Origin of the sequence: Micromonospora sp. NPDC005197 (assembly GCF_040608295.1) — a bacterium.
In the GTDB taxonomy this organism is placed as follows: Bacteria; Actinomycetota; Actinomycetes; order Mycobacteriales; family Micromonosporaceae; genus Micromonospora.
In genome coordinates this window covers 40,429-60,859 of record NZ_JBEXHY010000027.1, presented here as the reverse complement: position 1 = coordinate 60,859, position 20,431 = coordinate 40,429, and the positions used below count along the sequence as shown (strand labels likewise).

Genomic DNA, 20,431 nt, shown 5'->3' with positions numbered 1-20,431 from the left:
GGGGGGGCGCCCGCGCCGGCGGGGCGGGGCGCGCGGCCCGCCGGGCGGAGCGGGGCGCGCCGGGGGGGGGCGCCCCCCCCCCCCCCGGCCCCCCACCCCGCACCGGCGGCACCGTCGGGGCGGACCGGACCGAGACCGTGCCCTCACCGCACGCCCACCGATCCACCGGTGATCAAGAGGTTCGCGTCACGACACGCCGGTGGGATGACGCAAACCTCTTGATCACCGAGGCGGGGCGGTGGGGGTGGAGGAGGTGGGGGTGGGGGTGAGGGTGTTCAGGTTTGTTTGGTGGGTGGTGTTGGACTGGATCACTGTGGTGGCCAGTGTGGTGGTGGCCGGGTGGACGCCGCCCTTCTGCTCGGCGGTGGCGACCCGGACCGTCTGCGTGAGGTACGCGCGCAGGTGCGCGGCCAGCAGGCGGTGGAACGTCTTCCCGGTGGCCGACCGCAGCGCGGCCAGCTCGTCGGCGGTGACCATGCCCGGCATGTCGTGGCCCTCGTGCGGGTTGGTCGTCGGCGCTCCCGCCTCGACGAGCAGTTGCCGGGACCGGGTCAGGTCGGCACGGTTGCTGGCCCGCACCTCGGCGGCCAGGCGTCGCCAGGCGGGGTCGGTGGTCCGGGTTGGCACCAGGTCCAGCACCGGGAGCAGCCGGTCCGTCAACGCCGCCGTCAGTTGCAGCCAGGCGATGTCGGTGGGGCTGAAGGAGCCTGCCGATCCGACGTTCGACGGTGTGGACGCGGCCGGCGCGACAGTGGGTGGCCCGGCGCTGTGCGCGGTGCCGGGAGACCCGCCGGCGCAGCCGGCGACGAGCACCGCCGCCGTGAGCAGCGCGGCGTGAGCGCGCATGCGGCCTCCTTTCGCCCACGGCGGGCGGGCCCGGCGTGACCGGACCCGCCCCTCCGTACGACGGTGTCGGCTCAGATCGGCCGGCCGTCGTGCCCGCACTTGATGACCGGACGGATGCAGTCCTGGACCCGGCGGGCCATCTCCGCGGTCGGCCAGGCGTTGAAGAAGTCGCCGTGCATGGTGTAGCCCGGACCGGAGGCCAGCCGAAAGTGCGACGGGTCGCCGTTGACCGGGTACCGCAGCACCTGCCGCAGCTTCGGCACGTGCACCGGGTGGGTGCTCGGGCAGGCCTGGTTCACCGGGTACGCCAGGTGGCTCTTGTGGTCCGGGGAGTCCAGGTCCCGACCGTTCCAGCACTGCGGGAAGTCCAGGTACGACTCCAGCATCGTGCCGGCCGGGCAGTTGACGAAGTCCTTCGACGGCGGCACCTGCCCGGCGTGCAGGCAGGACCAGCGGGCGATGCTGTCGTTCGGCCCGGTGGCCTTCGCGTTGCCCGCGACGAGTCGCAGGCCCTGCGGGATCGGTTGGGTGTTGGCGACGACGTCGGCGCGGACCCCTTCACCGAGGTAGTAGAACGTGGCGATGGCCGGCTCCACCGCGACGTTGTCCCGGTAGAGGGTCGGCACCCAGTACGACGAGACGTCCACCGCCGGGTTGCAGGTGCTGGTGGACCTCACCAGGTCGGGAAGCGTGGTGTTGCCGTTCGTCACCGTGCTGCCGAAGAAGCTGTGCATGTGTGAGGCACCGGGCAGCCCGGGAAAGACGATCGGGTCGTCGGGCAGCCGGTGGCTGTACGCGCAGTCGGCGGGGAACTCGGCGACCCGGATGACGTTGGCGACCGGGGCGGCGTCGGCCCGGTCGGTGGTCCAGGCCAGGTACGTGCCGAGGAGCGTCAGCAGGGCGCCGATCGCCGTGGCGAGGCGTAGCCGGCGGGGGACGTGGGAGAGGGGTGCGGCCCTGTCCATCTCGTGACTCCTGTCGGGGACGGGTCAGGGACAGCTCCGACGCCGCCGCCGAAAGACGTCGGAGGGTGTCCTGGCCGAAAGGGGGTGGTGGCCCGTGAACCGGGGCGAGAGAGCGCTCTCACCACATCAGACTGTTCCCCACGTCGACGGTTGTCAATACGTGCGCCGTTGGTGGAAAACGCGGCGGGAGGGGCAGCCTGACACCTCGGACTGCCCCTCCCGTTGGACGAGGACGTCAGAAACCGAGTACGGCCCGCCCGCCGACCACGGGCAGCCGCACCTCACTGTCGTTCGGCGCGACCCGCAACTCGGTGCCGCCCAACGGCAGCAGCGTGTACTCCTGGTCGCTGGAGAAGACGACCACCCCGATCCGGTGGCCCGCCGGGAAGGTGTAGTCCTTGGGCTCCATGGTCCACCGGTAGTCGTACAGCTTGCCCTGCTTGACCGGCTCGGTGCGCGCGGCGCTCTTGCGGTTCTGCGGGTCCATCCAGCCGCGGGTCACCACGGTCGGCGCGGCGGTCGACCCGGCCGGGCCGTAGTCCACCAGGTACGCGGTGAGGTTCGCGTCCGGCTTGTTGTCGATCGCCATCCGCAGCCGCATCTCCGGGCGCCCCGAGATGCGCACGTTCTGCGTCAGCGCGGGGGAGCGGTACGCGAGCCGGTTGGCGCTGGCCGTGTCCGGATCGGCCACCAGGGTGTCCGGGTGGATGGTCCGTCCCTCGTCGACGAAGCTCTGCTCGACCTTGGCCTTCGGCGGCTTGCCCGTGGTCAGAGCGCCCGGCGCGGTGGCGTCGGTCGCCGCGAACCGCAACCCGACCTCACGCGCGGCGGGGTCGGGCCAGTTGGCGTACGTGGTGTAGGCGCGGTCCTCGCGCTGGAGCACCGCGGTCGGCTCGTCCATGATGCCGTTGCGCACGTTCCACAGCCAGAAGTCGAACCAGCGGTTCTCGGTCTGCTTGTAGGTCCAGGTGTGGCCGTCCGGAAGCGTCACCGAGGCGTTGCTACCCGGACCGCCGTGCCCACCCTGGTGCAGCCAGATCTTGCGCGGCACGTCGCGCTTCGCGAGCTCGTCCCACCAGCCGGCGAAGTGCTCGGTCTTCACGTTCCAGTCGTTGAGGCCGTGCACGACGAAGACGCTCGCCCTGACGTCGCGCGCGTCGAGGTAGTCGCGGTCCTGCCAGAACGTCGAGTAGTCACCGGTGATCCGGTCCTGCTCGGCGGTGATCGTCGCGAGCTCGTCGGCGCAGGGCCCCTCGGCGCGCGCCTGCCCGGCCGTGTACTGGGCCAGGATGTCGAGGTCCTCGCCCTGGAACGTGCCGGGCGCGACCACCAGACCGTTGGCCCGGTAGTAGTCGTACCAGCTGCTGATCGCGGAGACCGGCACGATGGTCTTCAGGCCCTTGACCCCGGTGGTGGCCACCTGGTTGGGCAGCGTCCCGTTGTAGGAGACGCCGGTCATGCCGACCGCGCCGGTGGTCCAGCCGGCGGTGACCGGGACGCCGTTCACGTCGTACGCCTTGGCCCGCCCGTTGAGCCAGTCGATGACAGCCTTGGTGCCGAGCGTCTCGGCCTGGTCGCCGCTGGTCGGGCAGCCGTCCGAGTCGCCGGTGCCGACACTCTGGCCGAGCACCACCGCGTACCCGCGCGGCACGTAGTAGTCGTCCAGCGAACCGGGCAGGTTGGCCTTCGCCTGCGCCCGCTGGGCTTCCACCTCGAGCACCCGCCGCCCCGAGCGGTCGGTCCGGCCGTTCTGCGGCAGGTCGTCGACCAGCACGCTCGGGTAGGGCACGTCACCCCAGGTGCCCTTGCGGTACGGGCTGTGCTCGAAGATGACCGGCACCTTGAAGCCCTGGGTGGCGGTCTCCCGGGGGCGGGAGATGTCGATCGCCACCCGGTCGGGACGGCCGTCGTGGTCGGTGTCCACCGGGGTCTGGACGAACACCCGCTCCTCAATGGCGTCCGCGAGCGAGAACACCGGTTGGGTCATGCCGTCGGCCACCACGATGCCGGTGGGCGCGGAAGGCGTGGGCGGAGCGGCCGCCGCGGTCGGGGCTGTGCTCAGCACCAGGGCGCCGGACACGCCGACGCTGAGCAGTGCGAGATGGCGGGGTCGACGCATGCGCGTCTCCCTTCGGTCGGGCTGGCTGCCGGGTCTCGGCACGGACCAATCACGAAGATCCATTCGTCGCCATGCTAGGTGCGAGTGGGCGTCGCGTCGATCCCCTCGGGCTGCGCCCGCGCTCGTTACTGGCCCTCCCAGACCGTCTTCGCGCCTGAGTCGCCGGTACGGACCACGTAGTACACGGCGATGGCGGCGGCCACCACCGACAGCACCTGCAACACCAGCGTCAGCGCCTTACCGGAGCGCGCGCCCTCGGCGCCGCGCGGCGCGGCGAACCAGACCAGCGCCAGCGCCACGACCCCCAGCCCGATCGCGGCGTAGAGGGTGAGGTCACCGAAATCCTGGTGCGCCTCCAGCTTCGGGACGAACTCGGGCGTGACGCGGTTGGCGGAGCGCAGGCGCGCGAAGAACGCGTCGCCGGTGAGCTTCGCCAACAGGGCGGCGACCGGCGCGCCCACGGCGAGCAGGCCCAGCACCCAGCGTGTGTGCGGCCGGATCGGCGCGACGAGCGCGTACGCGACCGTCAGGAGGGCCAGCAGCGGCACGAACACGACCGCGGCGTGCAGCACGAGAGGGTGGGCGGGGATACCCATGAACTCCTCGAACATCGGCGTCTCCTCCGAAAGGGGTGGACGTCGATCGTCCGGGAAGGACGTTATCGGTCGCGCGCGGACGTGTCAGCCCTCGGGCTCGCCTCAACTGCGCGAGCGCGGCAGGCAGTCCTTCTTGTACTTCAGGCCCGAGCCGCACCAGCACGGGTCGTTGCGCTCCGGTGGCCAGGGAACCCGCGAGCTGGGTCGCGCCGACACCTCGACCGCGTAGCCGGCCCGGATCGCCGCGTCGGTCGGGTCGCCGTCGCGGCGACCGGCGAACGCGTCCAGGCCGGCCACTGTCGCTCTGAACACGCCCAGCCCGGTCCGGCCGGCACCCGTCAGCCGTACCAGCTCCTTCTCCAGCCGGGCCCGGTGCGCGTCCCAGTCCGGCCCGTACACGTCGGTCAGCTCGGGATGCTCGGCGAGCAGACGGTCGAACTCGGCCCGGGGCCAGAGGAGCAGATCAGAATCAGCGCCCTGACGCTCTGCGGCCCGGCGGACGAGCTGGTTCTCCAGGCGGTCGGCCAGATCGTCCTGCCGGTCGTGCGGCAGGTTGAGATTCCGGCGTACCCGGTGGCGCTGTTGCAGCAGGAAGAAGAGCACACCGGGCGCGTCCGGCGGGCCGACCTCCGGGTCGGCCGCAGCCCCGGCCCGCTCACCCAGCAGGGTGTCGACCGCCTCGCTCAGCCAGGTCTCGGCGATCGCCGAACGGCCGGCCGCGTCCAGCGCCGCGCTGATGTAGGCGGGCGCGTCAGGCTGCGTGAGCAGCAACGGCCGCAGCGCGGTCAGCTCCGCCAGCGCCTCGTCGTCCCGACCGCCGGCCTGGAACATCGCCCGGGCCCGCAGCGCGCGCACGACGCCGGCCCGGGGATCGTCGACGGACGGGTACGCCGCGAGCGCCTCGTCCGCGTACCGCAGCGCGGCGTCGGGCCTGGCCCGGACCTGGGCGATCTCGGCGGCCAGGGTCAGCGCGTCCCCGGCGTCGTCCGGATCCTCCAGGCGGCCCTGCCGGGCCGCCTCGGCGACGTCGGCGGCGACACCGAGCGGGTCGGCCGCCCCGAGCGCCGAACGGCGGAGTTCGGCGAGGTCAGCCTTGGTGAGTACGTCTCTCGTCGGCACGACCTCACGGTACGTCGGCGTGCTTCCGCCCGGCCGAATTATGGCCATCTGCCGTCAACCAGACCTCGATAGCGTCCGGTCGCCAGTTTCTCGACCAGATCGCACAAAGGCGGAGTTATGGGCACGGTGGATCGCCGTACGTTCCTCAAGGCAATGGGTGTTCCCGCGATCGGTGCGGCGCTCCCGCTGGATCTCAGCAAGGCGCTCGCCATCCCGGCGAACAACCGGACCGGCTCGATCAACGACGTCGAGCACGTGATCATCCTGATGCAGGAGAACCGGTCCTTCGACCACTACTTCGGCACCATGCGCGGTGTACGCGGCTTCGGCGACCCGCATCCGGCGACACTGCCGTCCGGCAATGACGTGTGGCACCAGCCCAACGGCACCGACGAGCTGCTGCCCTTCCGCCCCGAGGTGAAGGACCTCGGCCAGACCTTCCTGCCGGACCCGCCGCACGGCTGGAACGACGGGCACGCCGCCTGGAACGACGGCCGGTTCGACGGGTGGGTGCCCAACAAGGGCGTCACGGCGATGACGTACCACACCCGCCAGGACCTGCCCTACCACTACGCGCTCGCCGACGCCTTCACCGTCTGCGACAGCTACCACTGTTCGCTGATGGGCCCGACCGACCCGAACCGCTACCACATGTGGAGCGGCTGGGTCGGCAACGACGGCAAGGGCGGCGGCCCGGTCATCACCAACGCGGAGGCCGGCTACGACTGGTCGACGTACCCGGAGCGGCTGGAGCGCAACGGCATCTCCTGGAAGATCTACCAGGACGTCGGCACCGGCCTCAACGCCGCCGGCTCCTGGGGCTGGACGAACGACCCGTACATCGGCAACTACGGCGACAACTCGCTGCTCTACTTCCACCAATACCAGAACGCGCAGCCCGGAACGCCCCTCGCGGACAAGGCCAAGACCGGCACGGAGATCCGCACCCAGGGCCGCGACCCCGAGGCGCTGCTCGCCGACTTCCGGGCCGACGTCGAGGCGGGACGCCTGCCGCAGGTCTCCTGGATCACCGCGCCCGAGGCGTACACCGAGCACCCGAACTGGGAACCGGCGTACGGCTCCTGGTACATCTCCCAGGTCATCGACATCCTCGCGTCGAACCCCGAGGTGTGGAGCAGGATGGCGCTCTTCATCACGTACGACGAGGAGGGTGGCTTCTTCGACCACGTGGTCCCGCCGACGCCTCCGCAGACGCGCGAGCACGGGCAGTCGACCGTGCCGACCACCAACGAGATCTTCCCCGGCGACGCCGACCACCCGGCGGGCCCGTACGGTCTCGGCATCCGCGTACCGATGATCATCGTGTCGCCGTGGACCCGCGGCGGCTACGTCAACTCCCAGGTCTTCGACCACACCTCGCTGATCAAGTTCCTGGAGACGCGGTTCGGGCACGGCCGGCCGGACCTGGTCGAGAAGAACATCACCCCGTGGCGTCGGGCCGTCGTCGGTGACCTGACCACGGCCTTCGACTTCCGGCACCCGAACCGGTCGCGTGAGGTCACGCTGCCGGACACGGACGACTTCAAGCCCGACGACCTCGTCCGGCACCCCGACGAGGTTCCGGTGCCCCCGGCCGAGGGGCGGTTGCCCAAGCAGGAGCGCGGCGTACGCCCGGCACGGGCGATCCCGTACACCCTGCACGCCGACGGCCGCGTCGCCGACGGCGCGTTCCGGATCGACTTCCGCAACACCGGCGGCGCCGGCGCGGTCTTCCAGGTCCGCCTGGCCGGCAGCACGGCGGTGCCGCGCAGCTACACCGTCGAGCCGGGCAAGCGCCTCACTGACACCTGGGCGATCGAGTCCTCCTACGACCTGTCGGTGTACGGGCCGAACGGCTTCTACCGCCGGTTCGCGGGCGGCCGGTCGCAGCTCGACGTCACCGCCTCGTACGACGAGCACGACCACAAGGTCGTCCTCACGCTGGGCAACCGGGGCGCGAAGCGGGTTGAGGTGACCGTCCGCGACGGGTACCACTCCCGTCCGGTGACGCTGGCGCTGCGGCCCGGCCAGGCGGAGCGGGCGACGTGGGAGCTCACCCGCACCCATGGCTGGTACGACCTGACTCTCACCGTCGCGGGTGACGCCGGCTTCGTGTACCGCTACGCCGGTCACGTCGAGAACGGCAAGGACAGCATCAGCGACCCGGCCCTCGGCGGGCTGGTCTGAGCGACGCCGCGGCACCCGGACCGCTGCTGGTCCGGGTGCCGCGGCAGGACGGATCCTCCGTTGAGCGGTATGACTCACCGGAATACTTATGACTCTGAGTCATACCGCTTGTCGCCACGTCCGTCCCCCGCACCCGGCACGCCCCGTGACACCCCGTGCCCGGGGTGGCCGAGCCCTCGGGCGGCGTTCAGTCGTCGTCGCCGTGCCCGACGGAGGCGGCCGGGGCGCTGCCCCAGACGGCCTTGGCCCCGGAGTCACCTACCCGGTAGACCTGCACCAGGTTCGCTACCGCCACGACCACGGCCAGCACCGCGACCACCACCGCGAGCGCCCTCGGCGTTCGGCGGGAGTCGCTCGACCGGGTGTCGCGGCGGTGCAGCCAGACCAGCGCGACGGCGGCGACCAGCAGGGGCAGGGCGAACCAGATCAGTGTGTCACCGAGTTCGGCGTGCTCGCCCGGGTCGCCGACCCGGTGCTCCAGACTCTCCCCGCTGGAGGTGGCGAGCGGGATCGCGGCCGTCGCCAGCGCGGTGATCAGGACGACGAGCCCGCCGTAGCGGCCCCGCCACGACGGTCGGACGGCCAGCGCGGCGACACCGAGCGCGGCCAGCGGCAGGAGAACCACCACCGCGTGCACGACGAGTGGGTGCAGCGGCAGTCCGTTGACGGTGTCGGGCACGGGGTCTCCTCGGCGCTCGGGATGTCACTGCCCGTCACCATATTGCCGAATTCTTGCGAAATTCTTGCGCCCTCGAATCCGAACCAGCAGCGGCGTCGGTGGGTCCCTCAGGATGCCGGCAGCAGCAGCGTGAAGGTGGCACCCGCACCCGGAGCGCCGGCCACCGTGATCGAACCCCGGTGCGCGTGCGCGACCTGCTGCACGAGCGCCAGGCCCAGCCCGAACCGGCGACCCGCCCCGGCCGTGCCGTGCGCGAAGCGCTCGAAGAGCCGGTCCGCCTCGGCCGGGTCGAGGCCCACACCGTCGTCGCTGACCTCGACGGCCACCTGATCGGCGTGCCGTCGCACGGTCACGGCGACGTTCCCGCCAGCGGCGACGTGCCCGATCGCGTTGTCCACCAGGGCGGTCGTCGCTCGGCGCAGCGCCGTGCGCGCTCCGTGGACCAAGGCCTCGCCGGAGGTCTCCACGCGCAGCTCGACCGTCCGCTCCCGGGCGTACTCCTGCATGCTCGCGACCACCTCGCGGGCCACCTCGCTCAGATCGACGACCGCGGCCGGTGGCGGCTGATGCTCGGCAGCGGCGGACACCAGCAGGTCCTCGACCACGTCGCCGAGCGCCCGGGTGTCCGCCACGAGCTGGTCGAGCTGGTCGGTGAGTCGCGCCGCCGGCTGCGTCTGGGATCGTCGGGCCAGCATCTGTGCACGGGTGTGCAACACGGTGAGCGGGGCGCGCAACTCGTGCGAGGCGTCGGCGACGAAACGGCGTTGCAGAGTCAGCGCGGTGGCCAGGGGCGCGACCGCCCGCCGGGCGAGTAGCGTCGCGGCCACCAGCGCCCCCGTCAGGCCGGCCAGTTCGGCAACCAGCAGCGCGACGCCGAGCTGCCCCTGGCGTTGACGCAGCGGCGCGAGGTCGGCGGCGACGGCCCAGCGGCTGCCGTCCGCTCGGTCGGCGACCAACACCCGTACCGGATGGTCGTCTCCCGCATCCGTGTCGAATCGCCCCGGCTGCCGTCCCAGCGCGTCGCCGAGGACCCGGACCAGCTCCGGCGAGGCGCTTTCAGTCACCTCGACGGCGCCGGATCCGGCCGCCCTGTGGGCCAGGAATTCGCCGGGCGGCGGGTCGTCGGTGTCCTCGGCCATCGCGAGCACCTGAGCCAGCTCGGTGTTCAGCGCCCGCGATTCCTGCCGGCTGGTGAGGACGAACATCAGCGCGCCGACCAGCAGCAGCACCACGCCGATCGCCCCGGCGGTCTGCGCCACACTCCGCCGTCGGGCCTGGACCAGTCGGGCCTCGTCCACGCCGTCAGACCGCGCCGATCCGATAGCCGAGACCGTGCACCGTACGGATCGCCCCCCGGCCCAGTTTGCGACGCAGGTGATGCACGCAGGCGTCGACGCTGCCCGGTGCGTCGGCGTGGTCGAACGCGCTACTCAGCAGCTCGGCACGCGTGAAGACCTTCGTCGGCCGGCCGGCGAGGGCGCGCAGCACGGCGAACTCGCGGGCGGAGAGCGGAATCTCCCCGTCGTCGTCGAGCACTCGCCGGTTTCCCACGTCCAGCCACCGCCGCCGCCCCAGCGGCAGCCGGCCCGCCGCGTCCTGGTGTCGACGGCGCAGTGCCCGCAGTCTGGCCAGCAGTTCAGGGACCTCGAAGGGCTTGACGAGGTAGTCCTCGGCGCCCGCGTCGAGCCCCTCCACCCGGTCGTCCAGGGCGCCCCGGGCGGTGAGCAGCAACACCGGGCACGTCACACCCCGCGCCCGCAATCGGGTGACCAACCCCAGCCCGTCCAACACGGGCAGCCCTCGGTCGACCACCAGCACGTCGTAGTCGCGGGCCAGGGCGCGGTGCAGGCCGCTCTGCCCGTCGCCGGCCACCTCGACCTCGTACCCCTCCTCGGTGAGCAGGTCGGTGAGCAGCGCGCTCAGCGCGCCGTCGTCCTCGACCAGCAGCAGGCGCGGGCGGGCAATCTCCACCCGGCCAGTATTCCCCCTGACCACGACCCCGCCCGGGATGCTCAGAACTCCTCGTACACCGCCGGGTCCTGGTCCGCGAGCCGCCCGTCCGGGCGGCCCAGCGCGGTGATGGCCTCGACCTGCGCGTCGGTGAGCTTGACGTCGAAGACGTCCAGGTTCTCGATCTGCCGCTGCGGCGACGCGGCCTTGGGCAGCGGGATCACCTGGCGGGCCACGTGCCAGGCGAGGATGGTCTGCGCGGGGCTGACGCCGTGGGCGTTCGCGATCTCCACGATGACAGGATGCTGTCGCAGGTCGTTGCCATGGCCGAGCGGGCTCCAACCCTGCACGAGGATCCCGTGCTCCCGGTGGTAGGCGATCGCCTCCTGCTGCGGGAAGTACGGATGCACCTCGATCTGGTTGACCACCGGTGCGATCCCGGTCTCGGCCACCAGCCGGTCGATGTGCTCCGGCAGGAAGTTGGAGAGACCGATGTGTTTCACCAGCCCGCGCTCCCGTGCCTCGATGAGCGCGCGCCAGGCCTGCACGTACAGGTCGACCTTGGGGTTCGGCCAGTGGATCAGGTACAGGTCGATCCGGTCGAGGCCCGTGCGGAACACACTCTCCTCGATCGTGGTCAGCGCCTCGTCGAAGCGGTGGTGCCGCCCCGGCAGCTTCGAGGTGACGACCAGCTCGTCGCGTACGTCGCCCGCCGCACGAGCGGCCCGACCCACCGCGCCTTCGTTCTCGTAGTTGACCGCGGAGTCGATCAACCGGTAACCCGCCCGGATCGCTCGCCCGGTCGCGTCGACACCCGCCGAGCCGTTCAGCCGGTACGTGCCGAGCCCGATCGCCGGCAGCGCGGTGCCGTCGGCGGCCGTCAGGTGCGGAATCGTCATGCTGGGGACCCTACCGGTGCGTCTCGGATGGCGAGTGCGGCCTGGATGAGCGCGGCGTGGGTCAGCGTCTGGGGGTAGTTGCCGAGGTGGGCACCCGTCGCGGGGTTCACCTCTTCGGGGTAGAGGCCGAGTGGGCTGGCGTACTCAACCACGGCCTGGAACAGTTCGACCGCCGCGCGGCGACGCCCGGTGCGGGCAAGCGCCTGAACGAGCCAGAACGAGCAGGGCAGGAACGCGTCCTCGGTGCCGGGGAGGCCGTCACGTCCGGGCGGGTAGCGGTAGAGCAGTGGACCGCCGGCGGAGAGCCGGCCCTGGATGGTGTCGATGGTGCCCCGTACCCGGGGTGACTCGGTCCGATCCATGCCGAGCAGCGGCAGGACGAGCAGAGCCGCGTCGAGGTCCTGGGATCCGTAGCTGCGGACGTAGCTGGCCGCCGTCGGGTCGAAGCCGCGCGTCCGGACCTCGGCGGCGATGGCATCTCGGGCTGTCTGCCAGCGTCGACGTTGGCGGTCGGGCAGGGGGTGCGTGTCGGCGATGGCCAGGGCGCGGTCCAGGGCGAGCCAGCCCATGAGCTTGGAATGGACGTGTTGCGCGGGCTCGCGTACCTCCCAGATGCCGGCGTCCGGCTCCTGCCAACAACCGGCGACCACGTCGGCGAAACCGCGCACCGCCCGCCACGTCTCGGGGAAGAGGCGGTGTCCGGCCCGAGCGAACGCCCAGGCAGCGTCGATCACCCAGCCGTAGCCGTCGAGCTGGTGTTGGCCGGCGGCGCCGTTGCCGATCCGTACCGGACGGCTGTCGAGGTAACCGGGCCAACCGGCCAGTTCCCTTTCCGCTGGCACGTGCCGGCCGTGCAGGGTGAGCAGCGCCGGCAGGCGTGGCCGTTGCAACCGACTGGCGTGCAACAGCCACGCGAGGAAACCGCGGGCCTCGTCGGTCTTGCCGACGCTGAGGAAGGCGCTGACGCCGATGCTGGCGTCACGGGGCCAGACGTAGCGGTAGTCCCAGTTTCGTACCCCACCGGGATCCTCGGGCAGTGACGTGGTGGGCGCGGCCACCGGCGCTCCCGAGGGCGAATAGGTCAACAGCCGCAAGGTGAGCAGGCTTCGTGCGACGTGTTCCCGGAAAGGCAGCCGCTCGTCGATCTCCGCGGTCCAGGCCCGCCACCGGGCCTCGTCCTCGATGAGCAGGTCCCAGGCGGCCGTCGGCTCGACGTGGATCACCGGTTCGCGGTGCGCCACGGCCAGCACGAGGGTGACCGGCCGGCCTGGCCGGACCGTGATCGAGGTGGGTCGACCCGGTTCGATTCTGAACTTGGGCGTGCTGTCCAGCGCGACCGCGAGCGGCCCCCACTCACACACGAGGGCCTGGCGTCGGTGATGGACTCGGGGCCGGCGGCGCCGTGCGCCAAGGCGGGGATCGAACTCCACCACCGCGCCGAGGGCTGCCTGCTCGGCCGACAGCCGTCGCACGATCAGTGTCGTGGGCAGCAGGCGACCGCTGACCTCGGCCACCATCGCCTCCGTGAGGCGGAGCCGGCCGCTGCCCACCGCCCAGGTGGTCTCCAGGGTGGCGGTGTGCTGCCGGTAACGCCGCTCGACGACCGTGGCCGGCCCGGCCGGGCCGACCCGGAACGTTCCTGCGTCCGGGCCCCCGACCAGTCTGCCGAACAGGGGATCGCCGTCGAAGCGTGGTACGCAGAGCCAGTCCATGCCGCCGTCACTCGCGACCAGGGCGGCGGTACGGGTGTCGCCCAGCAGGCCGTAGTCGCTGATCGGTGCCGAGGGCTGAGGACGCATCGGGTCGGGCCCATCAGTCATGGAGATCGCCCCGTGCCGAGCCGCGTTGGCAGGCGTCAGGCGCGGACGACAATCCCGCGCGGATCACCGGGCTTGCAGGAGCAGCCCGAGGAAAGCCCCGTAGACGACGTGGACGACAGCCGTGACCAGGGGAGTCTGGATGCCGTAGTTGACGGCGAACAGACCGGGTGGCTCCAACACCGCCGTGCTGGCCGGCCCCGCTCGCTGCGAGGCCATGCGCGGGTGGACCCCAGGAAGCAGCGGCAGAAGCACCGTCAGCGCGATCCCGACGTGCACAATCCCGAACAGCGCCCCAATCCACCAGGTGGCGCGGTGCAGCAGCGCGAACGCGGCCGCGTAACCGAGAGCGAAACCCTGACCGGCGCAGAGGTGAAGGAAGAACCCGACGACACGCGCCCGATCGGGATCCTCGGTGACGAAGGCCCCGAGCACCAGGGGAAGGTCGAGCCGAGTGAGGCCGGCCAGTTGAGCGGTGATCATCGCCGCGGTGAGCGCCGCGGTGGCGACCAACCCGAACAACGCCCATCCGGCCCAGTCCATCTCAGCAGTCGTCGACGTCGCGGGCGTTCCCGGTCATCGGTCCACCCTCCGGCTGAGCAGCGCGAATCCCACGGCCCGGACCGGACACCCGCCCACCGGGTGCCCGGTTTCTCACCATAAGCCACCGGACCTGTCGCGCTGACCTGCTCGCCCAGACGTCCCTTGACGAGTTGACAGCGGGACGGGGTAGTCGGGCAATGCCCTGCACCTTCTCCACCCACGTTGGCGGTGTGCTGCGTGTCGGTCAGGGCCAGGACGGCGGAGGTGGGCCAAACGCGCGACGGCCGGCCCGCACAGCCAGAGCGGCGAGGGCCGCGTTGGCGCCACCACCAATCACCAGGCCGATACCGAACGGCGCCACTCGACCGAGAACGATGATGCCCTGCTTGGTTCCGTATTTCGTGATGAAGTTTCTCCCCAGGATCTTGTTGATCTGACGCAGCGTTTCGAGGGGCACCTTGGCGACAATCTGACGTCCCCAGTGTTGCCCCGTACGCTCCGCGACCTTGGTGATGGTGGCGGAGCCGGACCCGCCGAGCATGATTCCCATGACGATCGTTCGACGTCGCTCAATCTCGTCGATGCGGACTCCGTGGACTTCGGCGATCGAGAGCGCGAAGAGGGCGCTCATCTCAAGGGATGAGAGAGCCTCGCCGGCGGACAGTGCCAGTGCGATGCCTGTGCCGACGCCGGGTGCCGCCGCAGCTCCTCCCACCGCGGCGCCCGTTCCGGTCAAGGCGCTGACGTACATTCGCTCCAGACCGCGGATCACCTCTGCTGGTGTCGCCTCTGGGTTCCGCTGGCGCGCGCGGGCGATGTTCTTCTGCACCAGCGGGTTCTGGAGGGCGATTGCCTTGTCCAGGAGGTCGAGGACCCGCTGCCCACGTTCGGCTGCTTCCGGAACCGGCTTGTCGAGGGCGTCGTCGTCAATGGGTAGGGCGAGCTCGTTCTCGGATCCCTCGGCTTCAGGCGCCATCTCACATCCTCCATGATCGACATCGGGAGCATCACAGTAGGTGTCAATGTGGTCACCCCGGCTCAGCCGGAGCGGTACCTCATCCCGCGTAGCGTCCAGACGGGAGTGTCTGAAAAGACCGAGCGCACGGTGCGAGCGCGTCTGGGTGCCGCGGCTCCGTGGGCGGGTCGGGTCGTATCCAGGCTGGTAGGACATGGGGTATCCCTCATGGTCGTCAGCTGTCGGGGTCAGTTCGTGGTGCGGTCGGGGGCTCAAGTCGCGCCAGGAGGGTGCTCACCTCGGTGTGCAGGCGTCGTAGCTCCGCCGCCGTCGGGGCCAGCTCATAGCAGTGGTGGTGCGTGGCGGCGGAGAGCATCACCCAGGCGAAGGCCACCCGGCGGGCGGTTTCGCCGCCCGGACCGAGTCGGCCACGCAGCATCAACTGCTTGGCGCGGCCCTGCGGGCATACCGCCACGGCCGGCTTGACCCGCTGCCAGTAGCCGTCGATGCCGCCTTCCAGGGCGAGCCGGATCAGGCAGGCGCAGGCCCGCGGCCACCAACCGGCGCTGACCGCCGCGGCACCGAGCAGACCGGACCCGCGCAACAACTGGTCGGCCGCCGCCAGGCAGCGCTGCGGCGTCGGCGCGGTCACGACAGCGCCGCCGCGAGGAGGCGGGCGTCCGCGACCAGGCCGGGCAGGTCCGCCAGGTACGCACCGTGCACGCCCTCCCGGCACGCCTGGTACGCGTTCACCGCACGTCTTCCGTGCCGGCGGCCGAGCCAGCCGAGCACCTCGCCGCCCTTCTCGGCATCGTCGAACGCCGCCATCGCGACGATGGTGGCCAGCCGACGCGACGCGTCCACGATGGCCGCCTCGATGTCGGCGTGCGGAACACCCCGCACCACCCGGGTCCGCCAGACCGTCCGGTGGCAGGCAGCCTCCACCGCCGAGCGGCACAGCTCGGCGACCACTGGCCCGCGCACCTCGGCGGGGATCTCCTTGTTCCGCGACAACGCGTACGCGTCGTCAAGGTAGCGGGCCACCGGGTCGGAGCCGGGCCGCGGCGTCACCACCGACTTCTCCGCCCGGGTCACCTCGATGATTCGCGCCTTGCCGATGTCGAGCCGGCGCACCGCGTCCGGCAAGCGCGTGTCGTGGGTGAAGACCACCACCTGCCGCTGCTCGGCCAGCGCGGCCAGCACCCGGGCGAGCCCGTCCACCTTCGACGGGTCCATGCTCTGCACCGGGTCGTCGACCACGATGAACCGGAACGGGCTCTCCGGGGCGCAGCTACGCGGCAGGAAGGTCGCCAACCCGAGCGCCTGCATCTCACCCTGACTCATCACCCCGAGGGCCGTGCCATTGTCGGCGCCGTCCACGCTGACCGGGAAGACCACCCGCCGTCGGGTGTTCGCGCCTTCCAGCGTCATCGCACCCAACTCGACGTTGCTCTCCTGCCGCAGCTGCGCCCAGATCTGCTGGGAGTGCTCCGCGAACGGCGCGACCCGCTCGTTGCGGATCTGCGTACCGGCGTCCTTCAGCCAGGCGCGCGCGGCCTTCAACCGGGTCAGGGTCGCCTCCCGCGCCGGCAGCCCGTCGGCGGCGGCCACCCACTCGCGCACGTCGGCCGCCGCGGCCCGCCAACCGGTGTCGCGCTGCCGCAGGAACCCTTCGGCGTACGCGCGGGCCGCGTCCGCCGCGGTCACCACCGCCGGGTACCGTGCGGCCAGGTGGTCGGCCAGTTCGGCCGGCTCCCCGGGTACGCGCCGCAGCGCGGCCACGTCGTCCCGCAGTGCCCCGACCGTCGGCTCCGCCCCGGGGCCCTCGGGCACCGCGAGGTCGTCGATCAGGTGGTGCGCCTGCCGCAGCAGAGCCGTCAGCCGGGTCGTCGCCGTCTGGGCGGCGACGCTGCGCTGCCGAAGCTCGGTGAGCGACTGCGCGGCCGCGGCACGCCACCCGCCGTCCAGGGTGCCGGTGGCGCACACCGGGCACGACCCGTCGCCCTCGTCGTCGTGGTGTTCGAGGGCGAGGCGGAGCAGCTCGGCGCTGCGCAACGCCGCCCGGGACCGGCCACCGTCGTAGCGCATCGCCTCCGCCGCCGCCTCCCGCAGCTGGCCGGCCAGCCGGGTCACCTCGTCGACCGGCGGCGGGGCGAGGGCGGCGAGCTCCCGGCAGAGCAGCACCTCCCGGTCGGCGGTCGCCTCGTCCGGCTCGTCGAGGATCGCCGTCACCGCCGCGAGGTCGACCGCACCCCGGCCACGCAGCAGAGCGGCGGTCCGCCGAGCCCGATCGTCGGCGATTCCCGCAAGCGCGTCGGCCAGGGCGGTGCGCTGTGCGCGTACCTCCTTGATGGTGGCGTCGTGCGGCCGGGCGGCGCGCAGCAGACGCTGATCGGCGTCGGTGAGCGCGTCCAGGCCGAGGATCGCGAAGAGCGCGTCGAAGAGCTGGCTCTGCGTGCCAGCGGCGAGCTTGCCCAGCTCGGCGGCGGTGAGGAACGGCCGGTACAGCTCCAGCGGGCGGGCCAGACCCAGCTCGGAGAGGCCGATGTGCCGACCCTGGGCGCTGGTGACGGTCACCTCGGCGTCGGCCAGCTCGGCCCCGACCGGCCACGCACGGTTCACCCGCGTCGGCGTGGCCACCCCGTCGACCCGCAGCTCGACGTCGACCCAGCACGGGTCCGGGCTGTGCAGGTTGCGCCATCCCGTACGCCAGACGCTCGTCTTGTCGGCCCACCTGGCGCTGTCACCGGTCAGGGCGAGCTCGACGGCCTCGGCGAAGCTGGACTTGCCGGAGCCGTTGCGGCCCACGACCAGGGTGAGGCCCGGACCGGGGTCGATCTGGAGGGTCCGCTCCGGGCCGACGCCGCGGAACCCGGCGACGGTCACCGACTTCAGCCAGATCCGTTCGGTTGGGCCGTCGCCGGTGGGGGAGCGGGGGTCGAGCCGGGTGGGCGTGCCGGCGAGGGCTGCGGTCAGGTCGTCCTCGCTGGTGAGGGCGGCGAGGACCAGCTCGGCGGTCTCGGTCGGTACGTCAGCGGCGGCGAGCCGGTCGAAGATCAGCTCGATCAGGGGCGTGGTGGGCGGGGGAGGCTGGGTCATGGTCGTCTCCAGGCGTGTGGTGTCCGCGGACCGACGGGTCGTCGGTCCGCCCGGGTGAGCGGTGGATGTGCGTTACCGTGGTCGCGCGGTCAGAGCGTGACGTTCGCGTGCCAGTCGCGCAGGAACGCGTCGACCAGGGCGTGCGCCCGAGGACGCAGGTCGAAGGACTCCTCCTGCCGCCGGCGGGCCATGTGCGACAGGCCGTCGGCAGCCTCGTTGAGGGCGTGGCCGCTGTGTCCCTTGACGTGCGCGAACGTCAGATCGGGGCGGCGGGCCACCTGCTCGGCGAGCCGGACCAGGGTGGGCTGGTCCGACCAGCGGCGCTCCCGGAGGCTGTAGCCGGCCGGCATCGCGCCGGTCTCGCCGGCCTGCCAGCGGCGCAGATAGCGCAGGGCGGCGAGGCTGTCCAGCAGTACGGTCATGCCCGCTGGCACCTCGTCATACCCGGTGAGCAGGTAGTCGACCGCGCGTAGCTCGTTGATCAGCACCCGGGAGACGCCGGTCGGGTCGAGCCGACCGGTGCCCCGGCCGAGCAGGCCGTAATGGCCGTCGCTGACGACGTACCCGATGCCGCCGACGCGGCCCTTCCAGCTGGCGTCGGTCGCGGCGACCAGCGGCGCGGACGTCGCCGCCCAGCGGACCACCCGGCCGCGGCCGCGCTGCTGGTCGTCGCCGGACCGGCGGTGGATGCCGTGGTCGGCGGCCAGCCGCTCGGCGGTGTCGAGCAGCTCACCGGTGGAGGTCAGCTCGTCGTAGTGGGCGGCGGTGAGGGCCAGGCGGAGGGCGTCGCCGATGCGCTGGCAGTCGTCGCAGCGGGTAGGGCGGGTGAAGGCGCGCAGGGTGAGTGCACGGTCGTGCAGGGGAGGGGGGAGCAGGGCCAGGGTGCGGAGGAACTCATCGGGACGCACGACGCCTCCTGACGTCTCGGGAGAGGATGGTCGAGGCGCCGGCTGTGGCCGTCTTCCGCCTCGACGCTATGGAGCTGATGTCGTCAACGGATCAGGCGGGCGTGATGGTCCAGTTGCCGTCCGCCGTCACCTGAACGAGGGCGGGCGCCTGCAGGGGACGCACGCCGGAGTAGCCGCCGATCTCGTTGACGAGCAGGCCACCTTCGCCGGTCTCCATCGAGTAGGCGTGTACGACGAAGTTCGAGCTGCCCCTGGAGTGCGTGATCTTCGCGGCGGCGGCATCGCCGCCGAGTACCAGCACGTCGTCACCCTTGCCCGCAGCCTTTCCGGTGAGCGCCTTCGTGGCCATCTGCTCCACGCTGCCGATCGTCAACGTCCACGACCCGGACGCCTCCACCTCGAACTGGGTGGTCAGTGAACCGTCTTCAAGGTTGATCCACCGCTTACCGCTGTAGGAGCCGATCTCGTTCACCAGCAGGCCGTCCCCGTCGCTCTTCAGGGTGGTGTTGCTGGAGCACTTGCAGGTGAACTTGATGACCGACAGATCGGTCAGTTCCTTGATCCGTACGACGTCGTCGCCTCGTCCCTTGAGCACCTTCGGCTTGGGGGTCGGCGGGGCCGTGGTCGGCTCGGCGGCGGTGGTCGTGGGCGCGGTCGTGGTGGGCGCAGCCGTCGTGGCGGTGGCCGTCGGCGCAGCAGTGGTCGGCGTGGCACTGCTCGGAGCGGTAGACGTGGAGCTGCTCGCACTGGCAGCCGGCTCGGCGTCGTCGCCGGCGACCGCGCCGACGACGGCGCCCCCGCAGCAGAGGGCGATGACGAGGGCCAAGCCGCCGGCGGCCCAGGCCTTGGCGACAGATCGCTTGGTCGGGACGGCGACACCGGCCGGAACGCCAGCGAGCCGGACCGTCGGGTCCTCAGGCGGTACGGCGGCACCGGCCGGCGGCGCATCGCCAGCCGCCGCGTTGCGCGGCTCTTCAGACGCCTCGGGCAGGCGGGTCGGCTCGTCGGGCGAGGTCGGGGTGGTCGGATTGGTCACGACGGTTCCTCCAGTGAACTGACGATGGCGGGGGACAGCGGGGCGGGCGGGACGCCCACCCCGCTGTTGCAAGGGGATGGCGCTCGTCAGCCGAGGGCGACGTCGACGCCGCCGGAGAACATCGAGTCGTGCAGCTCGAGCTTGGCGAGCTTGACGTTCTTCGGGATGTCGAAGACCACGACGCCGTTGACCTGGTTGCCGGGGTTGATGTCGTTGAGGAACGTCTCGGCGTTCTTGTTGGCGTAGATCGCCGCGCCGGTGTCGGCGGAGTACTCGGTGCCGTCGGCCGCGTACGCCTTCTGGCTGCTGCCGTCGAACATCTGCGCTTCCTTGCCGATGTTCTTCACGTTGAGCGTGACCAGGCAGAACTGGCCCTGCGCCTTCGCGCCGATCAGGTCGGTGCCGATCTTGGCGACGCCGCACTTGGACGACTTCACCGTGAACTCGAACTTCCCGTCCCGGGCCGCCTCGCCTACCTTCGCGGTCTTCGCCGGGGCGTCCTCGCCCTTGTCTCCGGCGCTGGAGCTCGTGGACTTGTCGGCGGTACCGGAGCCGCAGCCCAGGGCGATGAGGCCGGTGGCGAGCAGGGCGAGAGTCGTGGTCTTGCGCATCGTTGTCCTCCTGAAGTGATCGTTGCGGGGTCAATAAGAGCATCGTCCGACAACAGTGTCAACAGACAATCTCGTGCTTGACAGATGTGCGAGACTTTCGGC

At 71.6% G+C, this 20,431-nt stretch carries 18 protein-coding genes; 1 reads left to right on the top strand and 17 read right to left on the bottom strand.

The window, feature by feature from the left end:
* Nucleotides 1-222: 222 nt before the first annotated feature.
* The 5 genes from ABZU46_RS12685 to ABZU46_RS12665 all read right to left on the bottom strand — a co-directional run bounded on the left by ABZU46_RS12685 (nucleotide 223) and on the right by ABZU46_RS12665 (nucleotide 5,645).
* Nucleotides 223-846, bottom strand: coding sequence for a DUF305 domain-containing protein (locus ABZU46_RS12685; protein ID WP_354856929.1), 624 nt, complete (start codon nucleotides 844-846; stop codon nucleotides 223-225).
* A 71-nt stretch (nucleotides 847-917) separates the two neighbouring features.
* Nucleotides 918-1,811 (bottom strand): DUF1996 domain-containing protein, encoded by an 894-nt coding sequence (locus ABZU46_RS12680; RefSeq protein ID WP_354856928.1) that lies wholly within the window; start codon nucleotides 1,809-1,811, stop codon nucleotides 918-920.
* Nucleotides 1,812-2,046: 235 nt separating this feature from the next.
* Nucleotides 2,047-3,930: a Xaa-Pro dipeptidyl-peptidase gene (locus ABZU46_RS12675; protein ID WP_354856925.1), complete on the bottom strand. Its 1,884-nt coding sequence runs from the start codon at nucleotides 3,928-3,930 to the stop codon at nucleotides 2,047-2,049.
* Between the two features lie 125 nt (nucleotides 3,931-4,055).
* Entirely contained in the window at nucleotides 4,056-4,541 is a 486-nt protein-coding gene (locus ABZU46_RS12670; protein ID WP_354856924.1) for a DUF2231 domain-containing protein, read from the bottom strand.
* An 87-nt stretch (nucleotides 4,542-4,628) separates the two neighbouring features.
* Nucleotides 4,629-5,645, bottom strand: coding sequence for an SEC-C domain-containing protein (locus ABZU46_RS12665; protein WP_354856922.1), 1,017 nt, complete (start codon nucleotides 5,643-5,645; stop codon nucleotides 4,629-4,631).
* A 117-nt stretch (nucleotides 5,646-5,762) separates the two neighbouring features.
* Here ABZU46_RS12665 and ABZU46_RS12660 point away from each other — a divergent pair, with 117 nt between their 5' ends.
* Nucleotides 5,763-7,832 (top strand): phosphocholine-specific phospholipase C, encoded by a 2,070-nt coding sequence (locus tag ABZU46_RS12660; protein WP_354856920.1) that lies wholly within the window; start codon nucleotides 5,763-5,765, stop codon nucleotides 7,830-7,832.
* 187 nt (nucleotides 7,833-8,019) lie between these two features.
* Here ABZU46_RS12660 and ABZU46_RS12655 read toward each other — a convergent pair whose 3' ends face one another.
* From ABZU46_RS12655 to ABZU46_RS12600, 12 genes are all read right to left on the bottom strand, one after another.
* Nucleotides 8,020-8,511 (bottom strand): DUF2231 domain-containing protein, encoded by a 492-nt coding sequence (locus ABZU46_RS12655; RefSeq protein ID WP_354856919.1) that lies wholly within the window; start codon nucleotides 8,509-8,511, stop codon nucleotides 8,020-8,022.
* Between the two features lie 107 nt (nucleotides 8,512-8,618).
* Nucleotides 8,619-9,809 (bottom strand): HAMP domain-containing sensor histidine kinase, encoded by a 1,191-nt coding sequence (locus ABZU46_RS12650; RefSeq protein WP_354856917.1) that lies wholly within the window; start codon nucleotides 9,807-9,809, stop codon nucleotides 8,619-8,621.
* Nucleotides 9,810-9,813: 4 nt separating this feature from the next.
* Nucleotides 9,814-10,482: a response regulator transcription factor gene (locus ABZU46_RS12645; RefSeq protein WP_354856914.1), complete on the bottom strand. Its 669-nt coding sequence runs from the start codon at nucleotides 10,480-10,482 to the stop codon at nucleotides 9,814-9,816.
* 41 nt (nucleotides 10,483-10,523) lie between these two features.
* Nucleotides 10,524-11,360, bottom strand: coding sequence for an aldo/keto reductase (locus ABZU46_RS12640; RefSeq protein ID WP_354856913.1), 837 nt, complete (start codon nucleotides 11,358-11,360; stop codon nucleotides 10,524-10,526).
* Nucleotides 11,357-13,180, bottom strand: a complete 1,824-nt coding sequence (locus ABZU46_RS12635; protein WP_354856912.1) for a glycoside hydrolase family 15 protein — start codon at nucleotides 13,178-13,180, stop codon at nucleotides 11,357-11,359. Before ABZU46_RS12635 ends, ABZU46_RS12640 begins: the two co-directional genes overlap by 4 nt.
* Before the next feature lie 63 nt (nucleotides 13,181-13,243).
* Nucleotides 13,244-13,720: a hypothetical protein gene (locus ABZU46_RS12630; protein ID WP_354856911.1), complete on the bottom strand. Its 477-nt coding sequence runs from the start codon at nucleotides 13,718-13,720 to the stop codon at nucleotides 13,244-13,246.
* 244 nt (nucleotides 13,721-13,964) lie between these two features.
* Nucleotides 13,965-14,696: a hypothetical protein gene (locus ABZU46_RS12625; protein ID WP_354856909.1), complete on the bottom strand. Its 732-nt coding sequence runs from the start codon at nucleotides 14,694-14,696 to the stop codon at nucleotides 13,965-13,967.
* A gap of 214 nt (nucleotides 14,697-14,910) precedes the next feature.
* Nucleotides 14,911-15,327, bottom strand: coding sequence for a hypothetical protein (locus ABZU46_RS12620; protein ID WP_354856908.1), 417 nt, complete (start codon nucleotides 15,325-15,327; stop codon nucleotides 14,911-14,913).
* Nucleotides 15,324-17,774: an AAA family ATPase gene (locus ABZU46_RS12615; protein ID WP_354856906.1), complete on the bottom strand. Its 2,451-nt coding sequence runs from the start codon at nucleotides 17,772-17,774 to the stop codon at nucleotides 15,324-15,326. Before ABZU46_RS12615 ends, ABZU46_RS12620 begins: the two co-directional genes overlap by 4 nt.
* A gap of 89 nt (nucleotides 17,775-17,863) precedes the next feature.
* On the bottom strand, nucleotides 17,864-18,682 hold the full coding sequence (locus tag ABZU46_RS12610; RefSeq protein WP_354856904.1) for a hypothetical protein: 819 nt from the start codon (nucleotides 18,680-18,682) through the stop codon (nucleotides 17,864-17,866).
* Nucleotides 18,683-18,773: 91 nt separating this feature from the next.
* On the bottom strand, nucleotides 18,774-19,718 hold the full coding sequence (locus ABZU46_RS12605; RefSeq protein WP_354856902.1) for a hypothetical protein: 945 nt from the start codon (nucleotides 19,716-19,718) through the stop codon (nucleotides 18,774-18,776).
* Nucleotides 19,719-19,804: 86 nt separating this feature from the next.
* Nucleotides 19,805-20,329 carry a DUF4352 domain-containing protein gene (locus ABZU46_RS12600; protein ID WP_354856899.1) on the bottom strand — a complete coding sequence of 175 codons (525 nt, stop codon included), beginning with the start codon at nucleotides 20,327-20,329 and terminating at the stop codon, nucleotides 19,805-19,807.
* Between the last annotated feature and the right edge of the window lie 102 nt (nucleotides 20,330-20,431).